This window comes from Pseudomonas sp. M1, from assembly GCF_022760135.1.
Lineage (GTDB): Bacteria > Pseudomonadota > Gammaproteobacteria > Pseudomonadales > Pseudomonadaceae > Pseudomonas > Pseudomonas citronellolis.
On the sequence record NZ_CP094343.1, the window covers coordinates 6,783,991 to 6,804,491 of the forward strand.

Sequence of the window (20,501 nt, forward strand, 5' to 3'; positions counted from 1 at the left end):
CGGGCGGCTCAGTCGTCGTTCTTCTGGTAGATGATCTTGCGCGTGCCGCCCTCGCAGCTGCCGACCACCATGCTCGGGTCCTTCACCTCGGCGTTGGTGACTATCTCCAGGGTGTAGGCGGTCACCCCGGCGGACTGGATCTTGGTCTCGATCTCCGCCTTGAGTTCCTCGCACGGCTTGGTCTTCGCCTGGGCGGCGCCCGCGCAGGCCAGGGCCAGCATCAGCACGGCGAACTTGCTCACGGTCATGGCATTCCCTCGTCAGCCCCACCACGGGGCGCCCTATCCTAACGAGAGACAGCGCGGCGGCGACAGAGTGCCCAACGACGAAGGGGCGCCAATGGCGCCCCTTCGCGGTCCCGCGGCGGCTTCAGTGCCGCGAATAGACGATCTCCTTGCTGCCGCCCTCGCAGGTGCCGACCACCTGACGAGCGCCACCCGCGCCCTTGTCGACGATCTCCAGGGTGTAGCCCGAGACGCCCTTGGCCTGGAGTTTCGCGTCGATCTCGGCCTTGAGCTCCTCGCACGGCTTGCCGGCGGCCAGGGCACTACCCGCCATGGCCAGCAGGCCGGCGGCCAACAACAGGTTCTTCATGGCTGATGCTCTCCGTTGAACGAATGGACGAAGGGCCCCGCTGGGCCCGTGAAACGGCCGCCCCGCGGCGGCCCCCGAAAGCCCCCGGCGCCCCGGCCCGCGGGCGCGCGGCGGCAAATGCCGGTCAGCTGTCGGCGATCTTGAAGCCGACCTTCAACGTCACCTGGTAATGCCCCACCGCACCGTTCTCGATATGCCCGCGGGTGTCCACCACCTCGAACCATTCCAGGTTCTTCAACGACTTCGAGGCCTCGGCCAGGGCGTTGTTGATGGCGTCCTCGATGCTGGTGCGCGAAGACCCGACCAGCTCGATCTTCTTGTAGGTGTGATGGTTCGACATCGGCTTCTCCTTGAGCGCGCCCGGCGGCGCGCAGTGCTGAATGTCCTCGTAGGACACTAGCCGAGCCCTGGAAGTGCAGCAAATTGCCGCCAGCGGGCAACCCTCAGCGCGCGGCCAGTTCCGTGCGCAGCCAGCGGGCCAGGCGTTCGGCGCGGGCGTCGCCGCGCCGGGCCGGCACCCACAGCGCCAGGCGCGCGGCGGTTTCGGCGAAGCCCCAGGGCGCGGCCAGGCGGCCGGCGGCGAGGTCGTCGGCCACCAGCGCCTGGGGGGCGATGGCCACGCCCAGGCCGGCCACCGCCGCTTCCAGCAGGTAGTACAGGTGCTCGAAGCCCTGGCCCAGCTGCAGGGCGCCGGCGTCCAGGCCCTGGGCGAGCGCCCATTGCGGCCAGGCCTGGGGCCGCGAGGCGGTGTGCAGCAGCGCCTCGCCCAGCAGCGCCCGGGGTTCGGCCCGCTGCAGTTCGGCGAAGCGCGGGTGGCGCGGGCTGAGCACCGGGCCGATGCGCTCGGCGGCCAGTTCGAACACCTGCATGTCGGCCGGCCACGGCGGCTCGGCGAACAGCAGGGTGGCATCGACGCCGCCGCGGCGTGGGTCCAGTTCGCCCTCGCTGGCCGAGAGTTGCAGGCGCAGTTCCGGCAGCTCGCGGTTGAGGCGGTCCAGGCGCGGGATGAACCAGCGGGCCAGCAGGCTTCCCGGGCAACCGAGCACGAAGGGCGCCTCGCCGCCGGCCTGGCGCAGCTCGGCGCAGACACGGCGCAGGCGCTCGAAGGCGTCGCCGCTGGCCTCGCCCAGGCGGCGCCCGGCATCGGTGAGTTTTACGCCGCGACCGTCCTTGGCCAGCAGGGCCACGCCGAGGTCTTCCTCCAGTTGCCGCAGCTGCCGGCTCACCGCGCCGTGAGTGACGTGCAGCTCGGCCGCCGCCTGGCTCACGCCACCGAGGCGGGCGACGGCATCGAAGGCGCGCAGGGCGTTGAGCGGGGGAAGGTCGCGGCTCATGGTGTTCAACCTGTGAGTTTTCCTGACATGTCCGGGCGATCTTATCGCTTTTCCCGTCCGCCCGGCAGTCGTATCCTCGGCACATTCCGTAGGAGCAACGGTCTTGCGCCGAGGTGCTCTTCGTAGGATGGGTTGAGCTTGCGAAACCCATGCGGTTGCGCTGATGGGTATCGCTTCGCTCAACGCCATCCTACGAAAAGCCGTGCTTCCCTGGAGGTGTTTCGCACCCAGGGGCGCTCCTGCCTACCGACACCAGAGGAGCCTTCCCATGTCCACATTGCGCACCGGTCCCGACGCCAAGGGCCTGTTCGGCAGCTTCGGCGGCCAGTACGTCGCCGAGACGCTGATGCCGCTGATCCACGACCTGGCCCGCGAGTACGACAAGGCCAAGGAGGATCCGGAATTCCACAAGGAACTGGCCTACTTCCAGCGCGACTACGTCGGCCGCCCGAGCCCGCTGTACTTCGCCGAGCGCCTGACCGAGCACTGCGGCGGCGCGAAGATCTACCTCAAGCGCGAAGAGCTGAACCACACCGGCGCGCACAAGATCAACAACTGCATCGGCCAGATCCTCCTGGCCAGGCGCATGGGCAAGCAGCGCATCATCGCCGAGACCGGCGCCGGCATGCACGGCGTGGCCACCGCCACCGTGGCGGCGCGCTTCGGCATGAAGTGCGTGGTCTACATGGGCACCACCGACATCGACCGCCAGCAGGCCAACGTCTTCCGCATGCGCCTGCTGGGCGCCGAGGTGATCCCGGTCACCGCCGGCACCGGCACCCTCAAGGACGCCATGAACGAAGCCCTGCGCGACTGGGTGACCAACGTCCACGACACCTTCTACCTGATCGGCACCGTGGCCGGCCCGCACCCCTACCCGGCGATGGTCCGCGACTTCCAGGCGGTGATCGGCAAGGAGACCCGCGAGCAGCTGGCCGAGAAGGAAGGGCGCCTGCCCGATTCCCTGGTCGCCTGCATCGGCGGCGGCTCCAACGCCATGGGCCTGTTCCACCCGTTCCTGGATGACGCCAGCGTCAAGATCATCGGCGTGGAAGCCGCCGGCCACGGCATCGAGACCGGCAAGCACGCGGCCAGCCTGAACGGCGGCGTGCCCGGCGTGCTGCACGGCAACCGCACCTTCCTGCTGCAGGACGAGGACGGCCAGATCATCGACGCCCACTCCATCTCCGCCGGCCTGGACTACCCCGGCATCGGCCCGGAACACGCGTGGCTGCACGACATCGGCCGCGTCGAGTACACCTCGATCACCGACCACGAGGCGCTGCTGGCCTTCCACACCTGCTGCCGCCTGGAAGGCATCATCCCGGCGCTGGAGTCCTCCCACGCCCTGGCCGAGGTGTTCAAGCGCGCGCCGAACCTGCCCAAGGACCACATCATGGTGGTGAACCTGTCCGGTCGTGGCGACAAGGACATGCAGACCGTCATGCACCACATGCAACAGGAGCAGCAAGCATGAGCCGCCTGCAGACCCGCTTCGCCGAACTGAAACAGCAGAACCGCGCCGCCCTGGTGACCTTCATCACCGCCGGCGACCCGGGCTACTCCACCTCGCTGGACATCCTCAAGGGCCTGCCCGAGGCCGGCGCCGACGTGATCGAGCTGGGCATGCCGTTCACCGACCCGATGGCCGACGGCCCGGCGATCCAGCTGGCCAACATCCGCGCCCTGGGCAACGGCCAGAACCTGGCCAGGACGCTGAAGATGGTCCGCGAATTCCGCGCCGGCAACGACAGTACCCCGCTGGTGCTGATGGGCTACTTCAACCCCATCCACTACTACGGCGTCGAGCGCTTCATCGCCGATGCCAAGGAAGCCGGCGTCGACGGCCTGATCATCGTCGACCTGCCGCCGGAGCATAACGAGGACCTGTGCCAGCCGGCCCAGGCCGCCGGGCTGGACTTCATCCGCCTGACCACCCCGACCACCGACGACGCGCGCCTGCCCACGGTGCTCGCGGGCAGCTCTGGCTTCGTCTACTACGTCTCGGTAGCCGGCGTGACCGGCGCAGGAGCCGCGACCCTGGAGCACGTCGAGCAGGCCGTGGCGCGCCTGCGCCGCCACACCGACCTGCCGGTGGCCATCGGCTTCGGCATCCGCACCCCGGAACACGCCGCCAGCGTCGCGCGCCTGGCCGACGGCGTGGTGGTGGGCTCGGCGCTGGTGGACAAGATCGCCAACGCGGGAAGCTCCGCCGACGCCGTGCAGGGCGTGCTGGGCCTGTGCCGCGAGCTGGCCGAGGGCGTGCGCAAGGCGCGCTGAGGGCCCGGCAGTATGAGTGGGGCGATATCCAGCGATGGGTATCGCTTCGCTCAACGCCATCCTACGGGTGACGGTGGGCAGGCTGCATAATGGGTCGGGTGTTTTTCCGCAGCGGCCCCAATCCATGAACCTGCACAGCCTTCACCACGTTGCCCTGATCTGCTCCGATTACCCGCGTTCGAAACGCTTCTACACCGAGGTGTTGGGGCTGCGGGTTGTCGCCGAGACCTACCGCGCCGAACGCGATTCCTGGAAGCTAGACCTGGCCCTGGGCGAGGTGCAGCTGGAGCTGTTCTCCTTCCCCGGCGCGCCGCCGCGGCCGTCCTATCCCGAGGCTCTGGGGCTGCGCCACCTGGCTTTTGCCGTGGAGGACCTGGAAGCGGCGGTGGCCGAGCTGGAGGGGCAGGGAGTGCGTTGCGAGGCTATTCGTTGCGATGGGTTGACCGGCAAGCGCTTTACCTTTTTCGCCGATCCGGATGGGTTGCCGTTGGAGTTGTACGAGCGTTGATAGATGCCCGCCGGCCTGTTGGCCGGAATCGCGGATGAATCCGCTCCTACCGTACGGGCAGGCACGGCTTAACTCCCGAATGGTGCTTGCCTGGGACTTTGGGGTTGTGCTTTAGAGCACCCTCTCCCTAACCCTCTCCCTGAAGGGAGAGGGGACCGTTCGGAGTACGCTGACGTTTCGGCGTTAGCCGGCTTGTACCGAGTATCCGGCTGACACCAGATCCCTTCTCGGCACGGACTAGCCCCCTCTCCCTTCAGGGAGAGGGCTGGGGAGAGGGGCTCTTAGACCTACCAGCCAGCAGCCGAGAATCGCCTCCGTACGGGCAGGCACGGCTTCTCGTAGGATGGCGTTGAGCGAAGCGATACCCATCGCCATGGCGGAAAATCGCGGACGGGTCGCCATGGAGCGAGGGGGCGGTCAAGGTCAGGCGGCGTATAACCGCGAACGGTTATACGCCCTACGTCTCCGGGTTCCCCGCGTTCGCGGGAATCCAATGACAATTCAAGCCGGCATCGCCGCATCGCCCAGGGCGTTGCGCAGGCTGGCCAGGTCGCGCAGCGGCGGGGCGCCGAACAGGCGGCTGTATTCGCGGCTGAACTGCGAGGGGCTCTCGTAGCCCACGCGGTGGCCGGCCACCGCCACTTCCAGGCCCTCGGAGAGCATCAGCCGGCGCGCCTCCTGCAGGCGCAGCTGCTTCTGGTACTGCAGCGGGCTGAGCGCGGTGACTTCCTTGAAGCGGTGGTGCAGGGTCGAGGGGCTGAGGTTGACCTCGCGGGCCAGGTCGTCGATGCGCAGGGCCTTGTCGAAGTTGCGGTTGAGCCATTCGATGGCGCGGGTCACCCGGTGCGTCTGGCTGTCGGTCATCGCCAGGTCGTGCAGCAGGTGGCCCTGGGGCCCGCGCAGCAGGCGGTAGAGGATCTCGCGGATGTACAGCGGCGCCAGCATGGCGATGTCGCGCGGGCTGTCGAGCAGGCGCATCAGCCGCAGCAGGGCGTCGAGCACCGAGGTGTCCAGGCGCTGCAGGTAGATGCCGCGGCTGGCCGGGCGCGGGGTGCTGCCGGCCAGGCCGGCGTCGGCGATCAGCCGCGTCAGCTCGCCCGGGTCGATGTCCAGGCGCAGCGACAGGTAGGGCTTGTCCGCCGAGGCGTCGACCACCTGGCCGCACACCGGCAGGGTCACCGAGACCACCAGCAGGTTGAGTTCGTCGTAGCGGTAGATTTCCGGGCCGACGCGGATTTCCTTGCTGCCCTGGGCGATGACGCACAGCGCCGGGCGGTACAGGGTGGGCATGCGGCCTTCGCTGGGCTGCTCCAGGCGCGCCAGCGACAGCGATTCGACGGCGGTGTCGTGGACGCCGGAGACGCCATTGCAGTGGCGCTCGATGATGTCGGCCAGTTCCTGGCGGCTGGCGGCGACGGGGTCGTGGGGTTGCGACATACGGGGGCCTCCGAGAGTGGCGGCGTCCAGCTTACGCCCGGGCATACGCGGGAAGTGTGACAGGGCGACGGACGCTGGAGGATCGGGCAAGCAATCGGCAGGATCGTACAAGCCGGCCAGCGTGGGAAGCCCCCATCATGCCAGCCAGGCCAGGGAGTCCGCCGCTTCGGGCAAGGCGGCGCGGATGACGCAGGATCAGGCAAGAAGCCGACAGCATCCGTCTACCGCCCGCAGGCGCCCGTCTCCTACTCTGGCACGACCGGGCCGAGCCCCCCTTCCAGCGCCCGGGACAGGAGGAAATCGCCCATGGCCATTCGACAACCCCTCGAACACCACCTGCTGATCCGCTCACGCCCCGGCCACGAGGCCGAGCTGGCGCAGTTGCTCGACCGCCTGATCAGCGCCGCGCACCAGTTGCCCGGCTGCCAGTCCTACGAGGTGCTGCTGCCGGCCACCAGCAGCGACTTCTGGCGCCTGCGCGGCCGCTGGACCGATGCGCAAAGCCTGCAGGCCTACCTGGAACTGCCGCTGCAACAACTGCTGGGGGAAATCCTCCAGCATCACGCCCTCAGCCTGCACACCCACCTGGACGCGCCGCGCGAGGAATCCCGCGCGGCGTGAGCCCCCTCAGTACTCCATGCGCCAGCCCAGGGTGAAGGTGCGCCCGCGGCCCTGGTAGTCGTACAGGTAGGCCGGCCCGTAGGTCGGCGAGTAGAACAGCGTCGCCCGCTGCCCCCACACGGTGCTGTACTCGCGGTCCAGCAGGTTCTGGATGCCCGCGCTGAAGGTGCCGAAGCCCGTCTTGCGTTCCCCCATCAGGTCGAAGGTGGTGTAGCCGTCGATCTCGTGGTCGGCGTCGTCCTTCAGGCTCATGGCGTGGTTGGCCTGCAGCCGCGCGCTGTTCAGCTCGTCGTTCCAGCCGACGAAGGCGGTGGCCTTGGACAGCGAGGCGTAGCGCGCGTCGCGCTTGATCCAGTCGCCGTCGGCGTCCTCTTCCTCGGAGCGCACCAGGTGCAGGGTGGCGCCGCCCTGCCAGCCGTTCTGGAAGTAGCGCGTCAGCGCGCCCTCGAAGCCGAAGTCGCGGCTCTTCTGGTCGACCACGTCGATGGTCAGGGTGGCCTGGTCGGTGGTGATCACCTTGTCCGACCAGATGTAGTACACCGCCGTCTGCGCCAGCCAGTCCATGTCCGCATAGCGCCAGCCCAGCTCGACCTGGCGGCTCTTGATGCCGGCCAGCGGGTTGTCGTCCACCGAGAGGCCGGGCTTGCCATAGTACTTGGCCGGGTCGGGCAGGTCGAAGCCCTCGCTGTAGTTGCCCCACAGCTGGTGGCCGTTGTGGAAGTCGTAGATGGCGCCGAGGTTGAACAGGTTGACCTGGTAGTCGTTGTTGCCGCCGGGCACGCCCTTGAAGTCGTCGACCTCGACGTCCATCTTCTGGTGCCGCGCGCCGCCGGAGAGGGTCAGGGCGTCGGTCAGCTTGTAGTCCAGTTGGCCGTAGAACGACAGGCCGTCGACCACGTAGCTGGGGTAGCGCGGCGCGCTGCTGGCGGTGCTCAGGTCGAGGCCGCCGCTTTCCGAGGAGATCAACTGGTCGAAGGTCTTCTGCTCGGCGTTGAAGCGCTCGTGGTCCAGGTCCACGCCGTAGGTGAGCTTCAGCTTGTCCCACTGCTTGCTGAACAGGCCCTTGAGGCCGCTGACCTCGAAGTTCTGCTGCGAGGCGGCGAAGTACACGCCGGTGCTGCCGGCCGGCTTGCCGGCGTTGTAGTAGGGGAAGGGGTAGAAGTTGTCGTCTTCCTTGCGGTAGTAGGCCTGCAGGTAGAAGTCCTGGTCCAGCAGGTTGGCGTGGTGGTAGTTGGCGTTGAGCAGCAGGCGGCGCGTCTGCGGCTCCAGGTCGGTGTCCATGCCGCTGCGGATCTGCGCGTCCTCCAGGTCCGAGGGCGCCTTGTAGTTCAGGTGCGGAAAGTAGATGCCGGTGCTGCCGTCGTTGCCCGAGTCGTAGTACTGGGCCAGCAGGTCCAGGCTCTGCTCGTCGGTGAACTGCGCGCTGAGGTTGCCCATGACGTCGACGGTGCGGTTGTACTGCAGGTCGGTCTGGGTGTTGTCGATGAAGATCTGGTTGCCGGCGCCGTCGTAGAAGGCTTCGTTCTTCTCCGCGGAAACGCCCAGGCGCCCGCTCAGCCGGTCGCTGCCGCCGCTGACCGACTGGGCCAGGCGGGTGGAGAGGTCGTCGCTGTTGTTGAAGCCGCTGCTGGCGCCCAGCTGGCTTTCGAAGCGGGCAGCACCGGGCGCGCCCTTCTTGGTGATGATGTTGATGATGCCGCCGGTGGCGCCGCCGCCGTAGATGGCGCTGGCGCCGGAGAGCACTTCGATGCGCTCGACGTTGAACGGCGAGATGCTGTCGAACTGCCGCGACAGGCCGCGGGAGCTGTTCTGGCTGACGCCGTCGATCATCACCAGCACGTTGCGTCCGCGCATGTTCTGGCCGTAGTTGGTGCGGCCTTCCGGGGCCAGGTCGAGGCCGGGGACCAGCTTGCCCACCGCTTCCTTGAGGCTGACGCCGGTGTCCAGTTGTTCGCGCAGCTGCGCCTGGTCCACCACCCAGACGGTGCCGGGGATGGAGCTGATGTCGGTGGGCGTGCGCGCGGCCACGCTGATCTGCGTCGGCGCCATGCTCAGCGGCTCGCCGCCGGCGGCCTTCTCGCGCTGCAGCACCACGGTGCGCTCGTCGCTGAAGCTCCAGCGCATGCCGCTGCCGGAAAGCAGCTTGTCCAGCGCCTCCTCGCGGCTGTAGCGGCCATCCAGGCCGGGGCTCTTCAGGCCCTGGACGTCCTCGGAGTTGAACAGCAGGTGCAGCCCGGCCTGGTCGGCGAACTGCGTCAGGGCGCTGTCCAGGCTGCGCGGCGCGATGTGCAGCTCGACGTCCTCGGCAGCCAGGGCCAGGGGGCTGGCGCCGCCGAGCAGGGCGGCGAGGGCCAGGGCGCGGTACAGCGGGGAGAGGCGGTGATGCATGCGGGGGTTTCCGTTCTTGTGGGCAGGGCGCGTTTGTTGGGAATTCTTCGCGTTCATGCCTACGACGAAACGGGGTGGGGGATCTTGCAGTGGGGGAGGGAAAAATTTTCGTGGGGTCTGGTTTTGTATTTTGTAGGAGCGAGCTTGCTCGCGAACGGCGCTTGCCGGCAGCTTCGGTGTGTTGGTTTGACGCCGTTCCCTCTCCCCAGCCCTCTCCCTGAAGGGAGAGGGGGCTTGTCCGTGCCGAGAGGAGGAATGGTTTCAGCCAGAAACTTTCGGTGTTGCCGGCTAACTCCAGAACACCCGGCCCTGCCGAACAGTCCCCTCTCCCTTCAGGGAGAGGGTTAGGGAGAGGGCGCTCTTCAGAGCCCGCACCGAACCCAACCGGCGCCATCTAGCCCCCTACGAAGAAACCGGCCTAACCACCACCAACCAGGGCAACCGCGTCACCCGCACCGGCTGCAACCGCTGCAACGTCTGCAGCAACGCATCGGGATCGTCCAGGTCGAACACCCCGCTCACCTTGTGCCGCCGCAAGCTGGCATCGGTCAGCAGGATGCGCCCCGGCAGGTAGCGCTCCAGTTCCGCCAGCACCTCGCCCAGCGGGCGCTGGTTGAAGATCAGCTTGCCGCGCTGCCAGGCGCTGGCGCTGTCCAGGTCCAGCGGCTGCACCGGGCCGGGGGCGGCTTCTCCGCGATAGGCCAGGCGCTCGCCGGCGGCCAGGCGCACCGCCGGTTTGCCGCCGGCCTCCACCCGCACCACGCCCTCGCTGACCGCCACCTGCACTTCCGTGCCGCGGCTGTCGACGTCGAAGCGGGTGCCCACGGCGGTGACTTCGCCGTCGCCGGCATGCACCACGAAGGGCCGTTGCGCGTCCTTGGCCACTTCGAACAGCGCCTCGCCGCCATACAGATGCAGGCTCCGGCGGCTGGCGGAGAAGTCCACCGACAGCGCGCTGGCGCTGTTCAGCCAGACGCGGCTGCCGTCGGCCAGCTCGATCATCCGCCGCTCGCCGGTGCGGGTGGCGTAGTCGGCGTACAGGCCCGCCACCGGCGTGGGCAACGCCAGCGCCACGGCCAGCGCGGCGACGCAGGCGGCCGCTGCCACAGCGACGAGGCGGCGCGGGCGCAGCAGGCGGTGGTGGCGCGCCGTGCGGGTGGCCGGCAGGGCGCCCCACAGCGCCTCGGCGCTGCGCGCGGCGCTTTCGTGCTCGGGGCTCTGCGCGCGCCACTGGGCGAACGCGCTGCGGCGGCCGGCCTCGACGCGGCCGGAATGCAGCTCCGCCAGCCAGTCGATGGCCTGGTTCTCCAGGTCCCGGCGGCTCATGGCTGCGCCTCCCGCTGTTGCAGGTGGTCGCGGCAATGGCGCATGGCCTGGACGATGTACTTGCCCACCATGCTTTCGGAAACGCCGAGGCGGCGGGCGATCTGCGCGTGGGTCAGGCCGTCCAGGCGGTTCATCAGCAGCGCCTGGCGGGCCTTGGGCGGCAGTTGGTCGAGGGCGGCGTCGAGCTGTTCCAGGGCCTCGCGGGCCAGCAGGTTGCGCTCCAGGCCGGCGCCGGGGTCGCTGACCTCGTTGGCCGCCGTCTCCTCCACGTGCAGCTCGGCCAGCCGGCCCTCGCGGCGCAGGTTGTCGATGGCCAGGTTGCCGGCGACGCGGAACAGGTAGGCGCGCGGGTCCTGCACTTCGGCTTCCGGGGCCTGGTCGGCCAGGCGCAGCCAGGTGTCCTGGGCGACGTCGGCGGCGCGCTGGTTGTCGCCCAGGCGGCGGGCGAGGAAGCGCAGCAGGTCCGCATAGTGCGCCTGGAAGCTCTGCAGGAGGTGGGAGGAGGCGAAGCGCCGCATGATGACCGCGATACCCTGGAATACCGGCCCGCCGTGGGCGGGCCGCCGGTAAAGCGGGCAAGCATACACCGAATCGAGAATCATTATCGAACTCAGCCGAACTGCGACAGGTCCAGCGGCCGCACCGCGCCCATCCAGATGGCGTGGTCGCGGTGGTCGCGCAGGTCGTCGCCGGTGTCCGGGTGGATGAACACCACCAGGCCCTCGCGGTGCAGCGCCAGCCAGGGCACCACGGCGGCGAAGGCGTCGTTGCCGAAGGCCAGCTGGCAGCTCCAGTCCGGGTGCGGGCCGACCGGGCGCTGGTGCATGCGGCCCATCTTCACGCCGAACAGGCGCACCGCCTCCTCGCACAGCTGGCGGGCCTGCTCCAGGCTGTCGGCATCGTAGTAGACGTGGGCATGGTAGCCGTGGATCTCGTTCATGGGTCCTGTTCCAGTTCGGCGCGCAGCCAGTCGACGAAGGGCTGCAGCAGGCGGGCGCGGCGCTTGCGCTCGGGCAGCACGGCGTAATAGCCGTAGCGCGAGGCGGCGCTCTCGCGGATGGGCCGGCACAGTAACCCCTGCTCCAGCAGTTCGTCGACCAGGTGGCGCCAGCCGATGGCTACGCCCTGGCCGGCGATGGCCGCCTGCACCAGCAGCGTGTAGTTGTCGAAGCGTAGCCCGGCAGCCTCCGGCGGGCGCGGCAGCTCCAGGGCGCGGAACAGCCCCGGCCAGTCGAACCAGCGGCTGTGGGCCTCGGGCTTCAGGTGCAGCAGCGGCAGGCGCTGCAGCTCCTCCAGCGGCAGCGGCGCCTGGCGCTCGCCCAGCAGGCGCGGGCTGCACACTGGGAAGACTTCCTCGCCGAACAGCAGCAGCGGCTCGCCATGCTTGAAGCGCCCGTCGCCGAAGGCGATGGCCACGTCCACGTCGCTGCGCAGGCTGCTGGGGCTGCGCTCGCTGCTCAGCAGGCTGACGTCCAGTTCCGGGTGCCGCTGGCGGAAGCGCGGCAGGCGCGGCATCAGCCAGTAGGCGGCGAAGGCGAAGTCGGTGGCCACCTGCAGCATCTCCTGGGTGCGCCGGGCGCTGACCGCCTCGACCCCGGCCTCCAGCTCCGCCAGCCCGGCCTGCACGTGGCGCAGCAGCAACTGGCCGCTTTCCGTCAGAACGATCCCGCGGTGCACCCGGTCGAACAGACGTGTGCCGAGCAGCTTCTCCAGGCGCTTGATCTGCTGGCTCACCGCCGGCTGGCTGCTGCCCAGCTCGGCGGCGGCCGCGGTGAAGCCCTGCTCGCGGGCCGCGCACTCGAACACGCGGAGCAGTTCCAGGGGCAGGCTCATGGGTTCGCCACCCATAAGCTGGCGTTATCCGAAGCATGTATGGCCATGCGGTTTACCCCCTGCCGGCGCGGCGTGACACTGCTGCCACGCACTATTCCATAACAACCGTGCATAGGATAAGCCTCGCCATGCCACGCCCGAACATTCTCTTCATCATGGCCGACCAGATGGCCGCGCCCCTGCTGCCCCTGCACGATGCCGCCTCGCCGATCCGCATGCCCAACCTGATGCGCCTGGCCGAACAGGCCGTGGTGTTCGATTCGGCCTACTGCAACAGCCCGCTGTGCGCGCCCTCGCGCTTCACCCTGGTCAGCGGCCAGCTGCCGACCAAGATCGGCGCCTGGGACAACGCCGCCGACTTCGCCGCCGACGTCCCCACCTACGCCCACCACCTGCGCCGCCTGGGCTACCGCACGGCGCTGTCGGGCAAGATGCACTTCTGCGGCCCGGACCAGTTGCACGGCTACGAGGAACGCCTGACCAGCGACATCTACCCCGCCGACTACGGCTGGGCGGTGAACTGGGACGAGCCGGAAGTGCGCCCCAGCTGGTACCACAACATGTCCTCGGTGCTGCAGGCCGGGCCCTGCGTGCGCACCAACCAGCTGGATTTCGACGACGAGGTGGTGTTCAAGGCGCGCCAGTACCTCTACGACCACGTCCGCGAGCACGCCGAGCAGCCGTTCTGCCTGACCGTCTCCATGACCCACCCCCACGACCCCTACACCATCCCCCGCAAGTACTGGGACCTGTACCGCGACGAGGACATCCCCATGCCCTCGGTGGAACTGGCGCAGCACGAGCAGGACCCGCACTCCCAGCGCCTGCTCAAGGTCATCGACCTGTGGGGCAAGCCGCTGCCGCCGGAGAAGATCCGCGACGCCCGCCGCGCCTACTTCGGCGCCTGCAGCTACGTCGACGCGCAGATCGGCGCGCTGCTCAGGACCCTGGAGGAATGCGACCTGGCCGAGAACACCCTGGTGGTGTTCTCCGGCGACCACGGCGACATGCTTGGCGAGCGCGGCCTCTGGTACAAGATGCACTGGTTCGAGATGGCCGCCCGCGTGCCCCTGCTGATCCACGCGCCGGGCCGCTTCGCCGCGCGCCACGTGGCCGAGTCGGTGTCCACCCTCGACCTGCTGCCGACCCTGGTGGAACTGGCCGGCGGCGAGCTGCCGGCGGAACTGGAGCTGGACGGCCGCTCGCTGCTGCCGCACCTGCAAGGCCAGGGCGGGCACGACGAGGTGATCGGCGAATACACCGCCGAAGGCACCCTCAGCCCACTGATGATGATCCGCCGCGGCGACTACAAGTTCGTCTATTCCGAACAGGACCCGTGCCTGCTCTACGATCTGAAGAACGACCCGCGCGAACTGGAGAACCTGGCCGGCTCCGCGGCGCACCGCGAGCTGTTCGACGCCTTCCTGGCCGAGGCCCGGCAGCGCTGGGACATCCCGGCGATCACCGCCCGCGTGCTGGCCAGCCAGCGCCGCCGGCGCTTCGTCGCCGACGCCTTGCAGCGCGGCAGGCTGACCAGCTGGGACCACCAGCCGTTCGTCGATGCCAGCCAGCAGTACATGCGCAACCACATCGACCTGGACGACCTGGAGCGCCGCGCCCGTTACCCCAGACCCTGACCATAAGCACAACCAGAAAAAGCCGAGGGGAGATAAGCATGAACAAGTTAAGTGCATTGCTGCTGGCCACCACCATGGCGCTGGCCGGCCAGGCCGCGCAGGCCGAGGACGACGCCTGCGCCACGGTGAAACTGGCCGATCCGGGCTGGACCGACATCGCCGTGACCAACGGCGTCGCCAGCTTCCTGCTCGACAGCCTCGGCTACCAGGCCAAGGTCGACACCCTCTCGGTGCCGATCACCTACGGCGGCCTGCGCGACGGCCAGGTGGACGCCTTCCTCGGCAACTGGATGCCGGCGCAGCAGGGCTTCCACGACCAGTTCATCGCCAGCGGCCAGGTCACGCGACTGGCGAAGAACCTGGAGGGCACCGAATTCACCCTGGCCGTGCCGACCTACGTCTACGACGCCGGGGTGAAGAACTTCGCCGACCTGCAGAAGCACGCCGACCAGTTCAACCACAAGGTCTACGGCATCGGCTCGGGCGCGCCGGCCAACCTGTCGATCCAGAAGATGATCGGCGGCAACGAGTTCGGCCTGGGCGACTGGAAGCTGGTGGAGTCCAGCGAGCAGGCGATGCTCGCCGAGGTCAGCCGGGCGGTTAAGCGCGAGCGCTGGATCGTCTTCCTCGGCTGGACGCCGCACCCGATGAACGTGAAGTACGACATGAAGTACCTGGCCGGCGGCGAGAAGTACTTCGGCAGCACCGGCAGCGTCTACACCGTCACCCGCAACGGCTACGCCAAGCAGTGCCCGAACAGCGCCAAGCTGCTGGCCAACCTGAGCTTCGACCTGAAGATGGAGAACGCCATCATGGCCGAGGTGCTGGAGAAGAACGTGAAGAACGCCGACGCGGTGAAGGCCTGGATCAAGGCCAACCCGCAGGTCCTGGGCAAGTGGCTGGACGGGGTGAAGGCCCGCGACGGCGGCGATGCCCTGGCCGCCGTGCAGGCCAAGCTCTGACCGCCGATGGAGCGCCTGTATCGCCTGCTGCCGTTCCTCGCCTGGCTGCCGGGCCTCGGCCCGCGGGCGATGGCGCGGGAAGCCTGGGTCGGCCTGGCCGGCGCAGTGCTGGCCCTGCCGCAGTCCATCGCCTACGCGCTGATCGCCGGGTTGCCGCCGCAGTACGGCCTGTACGCGGCCATGCTGCCGGTGGTGGTGGCCTGCCTGTGGGGCTCATCCAGGCACATGGTCGGCGGGCCCACCGCGGCCATCTCGGTGGTGCTCTACGCCACGGTGGCGCCCCTGGCGCCGCCGGGCAGCGAGACGTTCATCCAGTACGTGCTGCTGCTGACCTTCCTCGCCGGCATCCTGCAATGGGCCCTGGGGGCGATGCGCGCCGGGGTGCTGCTGAACTTCGTCTCGCACTCGGTGATGCTCGGCTTCACCCTGGGCGCGGCGCTGGTCATCGCCCTGGGCCAGTTGCCGTACCTACTCGGCGTGGAAGTGCACAGCCGCGGCAGCGCCCTGGACGGCACGCGCCTGCTGCTGGCGCGGCTGGGCGAGTGCGAGCCGGCGTCCCTGGCCATCGGCCTGCTCAGCCTGGCGGCGAGCCTGCTGTGCCGCTGGCTGCGGCCGCGCTGGCCGGCGTTGATGTTCGGTCTGCTGGTGGCCAGCCTGACGGTATGGGCGCTGCCCGCGTGGTTCGGCGGCGTGGCGCGGGTGCAGGCCTTCGCCAGCGCGCTGCCGCCGTTCAGCCCATTGCAGGTCGACGCGGCCGGCATCGCCGCGCTGTTGCCCGGGGCACTGGCCTGCGGCCTGCTCGGCCTGGTCACCAGCCTGTCCATCGCCCGCGCCCTGGCCGCGCGCAGCCAGCAGGTGCTGGACGCCAACCAGGAAATCCGCGCCCAGGGCCTGTCCAACCTGGTCGGCCCCTGGTTCTCCGGCAGCCTTTCGGCGGGCTCCTTCACCCGCTCCGGGCTCAACCTCGAAGCCGGCGCGCGCACGCCGCTGGCCGGGGTGTTCTCCGCCGCCTGGGTCGCCGTGCTGGCAGTAGCCGGTGCAGGACTGATTACCCACATCCCGCTGCCGGCCATGGCCGGCGGCATCCTGCTGATCGCCTGGGGCCTGGTCGACCGCCCGGCCCTGCGCGCCCTCTGGCGCGGCAGCCGCAGCGAGTTCGCGGTGATGGCCCTGACCGCCGCGGCGACCCTGCTGCTGCCGCTGCAGAACGCCATCTACCTGGGCGTGCTGGCCTCGCTGCTGCTCTACCTGCGGCGCACCTCGCAGCCGCGGGTGGAACGCTGGCAGGCCAGCGAGGAGGAAGTGCTGCGGGTGGAAGGCTCGATCTTCTTCGGCGCCTGCGACTACCTGCAGCGCCTGATCCAGGCCAGCCAGGGCCGGCGCCTGGTGCTGGATGCCAGGCACGTGAACTTCATCGACTTCGCCGGGGCGCACATGTTGCAACAGGAAGCCCGCCGGCTGGCTGGCGAAGGGCGGCACCTGGTGCTGCGCCATGCGCGGCCGAGGGTGCGTGAGGAGCTGGCGAAGCAGATCGGTGAAGGCGCGGTTTTGCAGGTGGAGTAGGGCGCATAACGCCTAGGGCGTTATCCGCCGATTGGCCATGGCCCCAGAGCGCGCCGGGTTCAGCCTCGGAGTGAGCGATGAGACCGGTCAGGCGGCGTATAACCGCGAACGGTTATACGCCCTACGTTACCGGTGCTTTTCGTAGGATGGGTTGAGCTTGCGAAACCCATGCGGCCATCGGTGATGGGTATCGCTTCGCTCAACCCATCCTACGGGGCGTTCGCGAGCAAGCTCGCTCCTACGAAGAGCCTAGCCGGCCAACTGCCGCCGCAACTCATCCAGCACCGGCCGCGAATCCGGCCGCACGCCGCGCCACAGCACGAAGGCCTCCGCCGCCTGCTCCACCAGCATGCCCAGGCCATCGATGCAGCGCGCCGCGCCATGCTCCGCGGCCCAGCGGTTGAAGGCAGTCGGCTCCTTGCCGTACATCATGTCGTAGCAGACGGTGTGCCCCGGGTGGATCAGCGCCGCGTCGATGGGCGGCAACTCGCCGGCCAGGCTGGCCGAGGTGCCGTTGACGATCAGGTCGAAGGGTTCGTCGCGCAGGTCGAAGCCGCCGGCGCGCACCGTGCCCAGGTCGGCGAACTCGCGGGCCAGCTGCTCGGCCTTGGCCGCGGTGCGGTTGAGCACCACCAGCGCCGCCGGGCCCTCGGCCAGGAAGGGTTCGAGGATGCCGCGCACCGCGCCGCCGGCGCCCAGCACCAGCACGCGGCGGCCCTTGAGCGCCACGCCGTTGTTCACCACCAGATCGCGGGTCAGCCCGGCGCCGTCGGTGTTGTCGCCCAGCAGGCGGCCGTCGTCGAGCTTCTTCAGCGTGTTCACCGCACCGGCGCGGCGGGCGCGCTCGGTGAGCTCACCGCACAGGCGGTAGGCGTCTTCCTTGAAGGGCACGGTGACGTTGGCGCCCAGACCCTCGGCGAAGAACGCGCGGGCGGCCCCGGCGAAGTCGTCCAGCGGCGCCAGTTGGGCGTCGTAGGTGAGCGCCTGGCCGGTCTGCTCGGCGAACAGGCGGTGGATCAGCGGCGACTTGCTGTGGCCGATGGGGTTGCCGAAGACGCAATAACGATTCATAGGCTTTTTGAGCTGGAAGCTGGAAGCTGGAAGCTTGAGGCTTTTTTCTTCCGGCTTCCAGCTTCAGGCTTCCGGCTTCAACCCCAACCAATCGCGATCCTGGAGGAAATACTCGGTCAGCCGCGCCTCTTCGCTGCCCGGCTCGGGCTTCCAGTCGTAGCCCCAGCGCACCTGCGGCGGCAGCGACATGAGGATGGATTCGGTGCGTCCGCCGGACTGCAGGCCGAACAGGGTGCCGCGGTCGTAGACCAGGTTGAACTCCACGTAGCGGCCGCGGCGGAACTCCTGGAACTCGCGCTGCTGCTCGGTCCAGGCCTGGGCCTTGCGCTTGCGCACGATGGGCAGGTAGGCCTCGATGTAGGCGTCGCCTATGGCCCGCAGGAAGGCGAAGCTGGTGTCGAAGTCCCACTGGTTCAGGTCGTCGAAGAACAGGCCGCCGATGCCGCGCGGCTCGTTGCGGTGCTTGAGGTGGAAGTAGCGGTCGCACCACTCCTTGTAGCGCGGGTAGACGTCCTCGCCGAAGGGCGCGCAGGCCTCGCGGGCGACCTTGTGCCAGTGCACGCAGTCTTCCTCGTGGGCGTAGTAGGGCGTCAGGTCGAAGCCGCCGCCGAACCACCACACCGGCTCCTCGCCTTCCTTCTCGGCGATGAAAAAGCGCACGTTGGCGTGGGAGGTCGGCACGTGGGGGTTGCGCGGGTGGATCACCAGCGACACGCCCAGGGCCTGGAAGCCGCGCCCGGCCAGTTCCGGGCGGTGCGCGCTGGCCGATGGCGGCAGGCCGGCGCCGAACACGTGGGAGAAGTTCACCCCGCCCTTCTCGATCAGCGCGCCATCGCCGATCACCCGGGTGCGGCCACCGCCGCCGGCCGGACGCTCCCAGGCGTCCTCGATGAAGCGGGCGCCGCCGTCCTCGGCTTCGAGTGCGGTGCAGATGCGGTCTTGCAGGTCGAGCAGGTAGGCCTTCACGGCCTGGATAGGGTCGGTCACGGGATCACCTTGGAGCGGGAAAGCCTTGCGGCGCTTGGGCTGCAGGCCGGGAGAGGAGCGCAAGCATAGCATTCCCGGCCGCCATGCCATGCTTGACGGCGGTCAACAAGGCGGCTTGGATGAAAGACTTTTCCCAACGCGGCGCCGACCCCTCCGGCGCCGCCAGCAGCAGGAGATCGACATGGCCAAGCGCATCCAGTTCGCCCGCACCGGCGGCCCCGAAGTCCTCGAATACCTCGACTACACCCCCGCAGAACCAGGCCCGAAGGAAGTCCGCGTGCGCAACCGCGCCATCGGCCTGAACTTCATCGACAACTACTTCCGCAGCGGCCTCTATCCCGCCCCGGCGCTGCCCTCCGGGCTGGGCACCGAGGGCGCCGGCGAGGTGGAGGCGGTGGGCAGCGAGGTGAGCAACGTCAAGGTCGGCGACCGCGTCGGCTACGCCACCGGCCCGCTGGGCGCCTACAGCGAGCTGCACGTGCTGCCGGCGGCCAACGTGGTGAAACTGCCCGACGCCATCGACTTCGAGACCGCCGCCGCGGTGATGCTCAAGGGCCTGACCGTGCAGTACCTGCTGCGCCAGACCTACAACGCCCAGCCCGGCCAGACCGTGCTCTGGCACGCGGCGGCCGGCGGCGTCGGGCTGATCGCCTGCCAGTGGGCCAAGGCCCTGGGGGTGAAGCTGATCGGTACCGTCGGCTCAGCCGCCAAGGCGGAGCTGGCCAAGGTCCACGGCGCCTGGGCGACCATCGACTACAGCCAGGAAAACGTGGCGGAGCGCGTGCTGCAGCTCACCGACGGCAAGAAGTGCCCGGTGGTCTACGACTCGGTGGGCAAGGACACCTGGCCGATCTCCCTGGACTGCGCCGCCCCGCGCGGGCTGATCGTCAGCTTCGGCAACGCCTCGGGCCCGGTGGACGGCGTCAACCTGGGCATCCTGGCGCAGAAGGGCTCGCTGTTCGTCACCCGGCCGACGCTGTTCGGCTACGCCAACACCTCCGAGCGCCTGCAGGCGATGGCCGAGGACCTGTTCGGCATGCTCACCAGCGGCAAGATCAAGGTGGAGATCAACCAGCGCTACGCCCTGGCCGACGCGGCCAAGGCGCAGACCGAACTGGCGGCGCGGCGGACCACGGGGTCGACCATTCTGTTGCCTTGAGGGAAAGGGCACGGCCTGCGCGCGAATCGCGGGCATGGCCCTACATGGACAGGAGGAGCACCACCGTAGGATGGCGTTGAGCGAAGCGATACCCATCACCACTACAGCATGGGTTTCGCAGGCTCAACCCATCCTACGAAGAGCGCCTCGGCGCAGTCGGTAAGACAGTTGCTCAGGGTTGGCGCCGAATCTCCCGGCCACGCCGGACATCCCGCCCTCAGGCCGGGCGCACGGTCCGGCCGGTGACCAGGTCGCGGATCACGCTGGGGTTGCGCCGGCCGCCGAGCTTGCCGTCGAGCACGCCGTCCAGCTCGCCGCGGAAGTACTGCTCCACCCGCAGCCGCGAGCGCGCCGCCGGGCGCCCGGCGGGGTTGGCCGAGGTGGATACCAGCGGGCCGGTCAGCGCGCAGAGTTCGCGCACCAACGGGTGTTCGCTGACGCGCAGGGCCACGCTGTCGTGCTGGCCGGTGATCCACTCCGGCAGGCGCCCCTGGTGCGGCACCAGCCAGGTGTTCGGGCCCGGCCAGGTGGCGCCCAGGCGGTCCTGCCATTCCTGCGGCAGGTCGGCGAGCAGGAAGTCGAACTGGCGGATGTTGTCGGCCACCAGGATCAGGCCCTTCTCCACCGGCCGCGCCTTGATGGCCAGCAGGCGGTAGACGGCATCCTCGTTCCAGGGGTCGCAGCCCAGGCCCCAGACGGCTTCGGTCGGGTAGGCGATGACGCCGCCCTCGCGCACTATCCTGGCCACACGCTGCACACGCCAGCTGCTGATCATCGGCAAACTCCGGGGAAATAACGATT

At 69.1% G+C, this 20,501-nt stretch carries 21 protein-coding genes; 8 read left to right on the forward strand and 13 right to left on the reverse strand.

Annotated features, from left to right (window positions below; translation table 11 throughout):
- Nucleotides 1-8: 8 nt before the first annotated feature.
- The 4 genes from PM1_RS30150 to PM1_RS30165 form a co-directional block, all read right to left on the reverse strand.
- The gene (locus tag PM1_RS30150) at nucleotides 9-221 is read right to left on the reverse strand and encodes a DUF1161 domain-containing protein (RefSeq protein ID WP_099049091.1); all 213 of its coding nucleotides are present in this window, start codon (nucleotides 219-221) and stop codon (nucleotides 9-11) included.
- A gap of 148 nt (nucleotides 222-369) precedes the next feature.
- Nucleotides 370-594 (reverse strand): DUF1161 domain-containing protein, encoded by a 225-nt coding sequence (locus tag PM1_RS30155; protein ID WP_009614517.1) that lies wholly within the window; start codon nucleotides 592-594, stop codon nucleotides 370-372.
- Nucleotides 595-718: 124 nt separating this feature from the next.
- Nucleotides 719-934 (reverse strand): dodecin, encoded by a 216-nt coding sequence (locus tag PM1_RS30160; protein WP_009614515.1) that lies wholly within the window; start codon nucleotides 932-934, stop codon nucleotides 719-721.
- Between the two features lie 103 nt (nucleotides 935-1,037).
- Nucleotides 1,038-1,928, reverse strand: a complete 891-nt coding sequence (locus PM1_RS30165; protein ID WP_009614513.1) for a LysR family transcriptional regulator — start codon at nucleotides 1,926-1,928, stop codon at nucleotides 1,038-1,040.
- 268 nt (nucleotides 1,929-2,196) lie between these two features.
- Here PM1_RS30165 and trpB point away from each other — a divergent pair, with 268 nt between their 5' ends.
- From trpB to gloA2, 3 genes are all read left to right on the forward strand, one after another.
- Nucleotides 2,197-3,405 (forward strand): tryptophan synthase subunit beta, encoded by a 1,209-nt coding sequence (gene trpB / locus PM1_RS30170; RefSeq protein ID WP_009614511.1) that lies wholly within the window; start codon nucleotides 2,197-2,199, stop codon nucleotides 3,403-3,405.
- Nucleotides 3,402-4,208: a tryptophan synthase subunit alpha gene (trpA, locus tag PM1_RS30175; RefSeq protein WP_009614509.1), complete on the forward strand. Its 807-nt coding sequence runs from the start codon at nucleotides 3,402-3,404 to the stop codon at nucleotides 4,206-4,208. Before trpB ends, trpA begins: the two co-directional genes overlap by 4 nt.
- Before the next feature lie 124 nt (nucleotides 4,209-4,332).
- Nucleotides 4,333-4,716 carry an SMU1112c/YaeR family gloxylase I-like metalloprotein gene (gene gloA2, locus PM1_RS30180; RefSeq protein WP_009614507.1) on the forward strand — a complete coding sequence of 128 codons (384 nt, stop codon included), beginning with the start codon at nucleotides 4,333-4,335 and terminating at the stop codon, nucleotides 4,714-4,716.
- A gap of 501 nt (nucleotides 4,717-5,217) precedes the next feature.
- Here the strand turns inward: gloA2 and PM1_RS30185 are convergent.
- The gene (locus PM1_RS30185; RefSeq protein WP_009614506.1) at nucleotides 5,218-6,153 is read right to left on the reverse strand and encodes an AraC family transcriptional regulator; all 936 of its coding nucleotides are present in this window, start codon (nucleotides 6,151-6,153) and stop codon (nucleotides 5,218-5,220) included.
- A gap of 306 nt (nucleotides 6,154-6,459) precedes the next feature.
- Between PM1_RS30185 and PM1_RS30190 the strand changes: the two genes are divergently transcribed.
- Nucleotides 6,460-6,774 (forward strand): antibiotic biosynthesis monooxygenase family protein, encoded by a 315-nt coding sequence (locus PM1_RS30190; RefSeq protein ID WP_009614505.1) that lies wholly within the window; start codon nucleotides 6,460-6,462, stop codon nucleotides 6,772-6,774.
- Nucleotides 6,775-6,780: 6 nt separating this feature from the next.
- Here PM1_RS30190 and PM1_RS30195 read toward each other — a convergent pair whose 3' ends face one another.
- From PM1_RS30195 to PM1_RS30215, 5 genes are all read right to left on the reverse strand, one after another.
- Entirely contained in the window at nucleotides 6,781-9,162 is a 2,382-nt protein-coding gene (locus PM1_RS30195; protein ID WP_009614504.1) for a TonB-dependent receptor, read from the reverse strand.
- Between the two features lie 402 nt (nucleotides 9,163-9,564).
- The gene (locus PM1_RS30200; protein WP_009614503.1) at nucleotides 9,565-10,488 is read right to left on the reverse strand and encodes a FecR family protein; all 924 of its coding nucleotides are present in this window, start codon (nucleotides 10,486-10,488) and stop codon (nucleotides 9,565-9,567) included.
- Complete coding sequence (locus tag PM1_RS30205) at nucleotides 10,485-11,006, reverse strand: sigma-70 family RNA polymerase sigma factor (RefSeq protein WP_024128852.1); 522 nt, start codon at nucleotides 11,004-11,006, stop codon at nucleotides 10,485-10,487. The genes PM1_RS30200 and PM1_RS30205 overlap by 4 nt, the downstream gene beginning before the upstream one ends.
- Nucleotides 11,007-11,098: 92 nt before the next feature.
- On the reverse strand, nucleotides 11,099-11,428 hold the full coding sequence (locus tag PM1_RS30210) for a DOPA 4,5-dioxygenase family protein (protein WP_009614501.1): 330 nt from the start codon (nucleotides 11,426-11,428) through the stop codon (nucleotides 11,099-11,101).
- Nucleotides 11,425-12,321 carry a choline sulfate utilization transcriptional regulator gene (locus PM1_RS30215; protein WP_043300473.1) on the reverse strand — a complete coding sequence of 299 codons (897 nt, stop codon included), beginning with the start codon at nucleotides 12,319-12,321 and terminating at the stop codon, nucleotides 11,425-11,427. The genes PM1_RS30210 and PM1_RS30215 overlap by 4 nt, the downstream gene beginning before the upstream one ends.
- A 128-nt stretch (nucleotides 12,322-12,449) precedes the next feature.
- Between PM1_RS30215 and betC the strand changes: the two genes are divergently transcribed.
- From betC to PM1_RS30230, 3 genes are read left to right on the forward strand one after another with little or no spacing between them, the layout of a single operon-like run.
- Entirely contained in the window at nucleotides 12,450-13,958 is a 1,509-nt protein-coding gene (gene betC, locus PM1_RS30220) for a choline-sulfatase (RefSeq protein WP_009614498.1), read from the forward strand.
- A gap of 38 nt (nucleotides 13,959-13,996) precedes the next feature.
- Nucleotides 13,997-14,920, forward strand: a complete 924-nt coding sequence (locus PM1_RS30225) for a choline ABC transporter substrate-binding protein (RefSeq protein ID WP_009614496.1) — start codon at nucleotides 13,997-13,999, stop codon at nucleotides 14,918-14,920.
- A gap of 6 nt (nucleotides 14,921-14,926) precedes the next feature.
- Nucleotides 14,927-16,483, forward strand: a complete 1,557-nt coding sequence (locus PM1_RS30230) for a SulP family inorganic anion transporter (RefSeq protein WP_009614494.1) — start codon at nucleotides 14,927-14,929, stop codon at nucleotides 16,481-16,483.
- 249 nt (nucleotides 16,484-16,732) lie between these two features.
- Here the strand turns inward: PM1_RS30230 and aroE are convergent, their stop codons facing one another.
- Together aroE and hemF are read right to left on the reverse strand one after the other, a co-directional pair.
- On the reverse strand, nucleotides 16,733-17,554 hold the full coding sequence (aroE, locus tag PM1_RS30235; protein ID WP_009614493.1) for a shikimate dehydrogenase: 822 nt from the start codon (nucleotides 17,552-17,554) through the stop codon (nucleotides 16,733-16,735).
- 63 nt (nucleotides 17,555-17,617) lie between these two features.
- Entirely contained in the window at nucleotides 17,618-18,541 is a 924-nt protein-coding gene (hemF, locus tag PM1_RS30240; RefSeq protein ID WP_024128853.1) for an oxygen-dependent coproporphyrinogen oxidase, read from the reverse strand.
- A gap of 181 nt (nucleotides 18,542-18,722) precedes the next feature.
- Between hemF and PM1_RS30245 the strand changes: the two genes are divergently transcribed.
- The gene (locus tag PM1_RS30245; RefSeq protein ID WP_009614491.1) at nucleotides 18,723-19,700 is read left to right on the forward strand and encodes an NADPH:quinone reductase; all 978 of its coding nucleotides are present in this window, start codon (nucleotides 18,723-18,725) and stop codon (nucleotides 19,698-19,700) included.
- Between the two features lie 217 nt (nucleotides 19,701-19,917).
- Here the strand turns inward: PM1_RS30245 and PM1_RS30250 are convergent, their stop codons facing one another.
- Nucleotides 19,918-20,475, reverse strand: coding sequence for an L-threonylcarbamoyladenylate synthase (locus PM1_RS30250; RefSeq protein ID WP_009614490.1), 558 nt, complete (start codon nucleotides 20,473-20,475; stop codon nucleotides 19,918-19,920).
- Nucleotides 20,476-20,501 lie beyond the last annotated feature (26 nt).

Excerpts from the sequence above, each read along its gene's own strand:
- PM1_RS30225 (WP_009614496.1), top strand. The coding sequence starts at position 13,997 with ATGAACAAGTTAAGTGCATTGCTGCTGGCCACCACCATGGCGCTGGCC.
- PM1_RS30210 (WP_009614501.1), bottom strand. The coding sequence starts at position 11,428 with ATGAACGAGATCCACGGCTACCATGCCCACGTCTACTACGATGCCGAC.
- PM1_RS30230 (WP_009614494.1), top strand. The coding sequence starts at position 14,927 with ATGGAGCGCCTGTATCGCCTGCTGCCGTTCCTCGCCTGGCTGCCGGGC.
- PM1_RS30215 (WP_043300473.1), bottom strand. The coding sequence starts at position 12,321 with ATGAGCCTGCCCCTGGAACTGCTCCGCGTGTTCGAGTGCGCGGCCCGC.
- PM1_RS30155 (WP_009614517.1), bottom strand. The coding sequence starts at position 594 with ATGAAGAACCTGTTGTTGGCCGCCGGCCTGCTGGCCATGGCGGGTAGT.
- trpA (WP_009614509.1), top strand. The coding sequence starts at position 3,402 with ATGAGCCGCCTGCAGACCCGCTTCGCCGAACTGAAACAGCAGAACCGC.
- PM1_RS30160 (WP_009614515.1), bottom strand. The coding sequence starts at position 934 with ATGTCGAACCATCACACCTACAAGAAGATCGAGCTGGTCGGGTCTTCG.
- PM1_RS30195 (WP_009614504.1), bottom strand. The coding sequence starts at position 9,162 with ATGCATCACCGCCTCTCCCCGCTGTACCGCGCCCTGGCCCTCGCCGCC.
- PM1_RS30150 (WP_099049091.1), bottom strand. The coding sequence starts at position 221 with ATGCTGGCCCTGGCCTGCGCGGGCGCCGCCCAGGCGAAGACCAAGCCG.
- PM1_RS30245 (WP_009614491.1), top strand. The coding sequence starts at position 18,723 with ATGGCCAAGCGCATCCAGTTCGCCCGCACCGGCGGCCCCGAAGTCCTC.
- PM1_RS30250 (WP_009614490.1), bottom strand. The coding sequence starts at position 20,475 with ATGATCAGCAGCTGGCGTGTGCAGCGTGTGGCCAGGATAGTGCGCGAG.
- trpB (WP_009614511.1), top strand. The coding sequence starts at position 2,197 with ATGTCCACATTGCGCACCGGTCCCGACGCCAAGGGCCTGTTCGGCAGC.
- gloA2 (WP_009614507.1), top strand. The coding sequence starts at position 4,333 with ATGAACCTGCACAGCCTTCACCACGTTGCCCTGATCTGCTCCGATTAC.
- PM1_RS30205 (WP_024128852.1), bottom strand. The coding sequence starts at position 11,006 with ATGCGGCGCTTCGCCTCCTCCCACCTCCTGCAGAGCTTCCAGGCGCAC.
- PM1_RS30165 (WP_009614513.1), bottom strand. The coding sequence starts at position 1,928 with ATGAGCCGCGACCTTCCCCCGCTCAACGCCCTGCGCGCCTTCGATGCC.
- PM1_RS30190 (WP_009614505.1), top strand. The coding sequence starts at position 6,460 with ATGGCCATTCGACAACCCCTCGAACACCACCTGCTGATCCGCTCACGC.
- betC (WP_009614498.1), top strand. The coding sequence starts at position 12,450 with ATGCCACGCCCGAACATTCTCTTCATCATGGCCGACCAGATGGCCGCG.
- PM1_RS30185 (WP_009614506.1), bottom strand. The coding sequence starts at position 6,153 with ATGTCGCAACCCCACGACCCCGTCGCCGCCAGCCGCCAGGAACTGGCC.
- aroE (WP_009614493.1), bottom strand. The coding sequence starts at position 17,554 with ATGAATCGTTATTGCGTCTTCGGCAACCCCATCGGCCACAGCAAGTCG.
- PM1_RS30200 (WP_009614503.1), bottom strand. The coding sequence starts at position 10,488 with ATGAGCCGCCGGGACCTGGAGAACCAGGCCATCGACTGGCTGGCGGAG.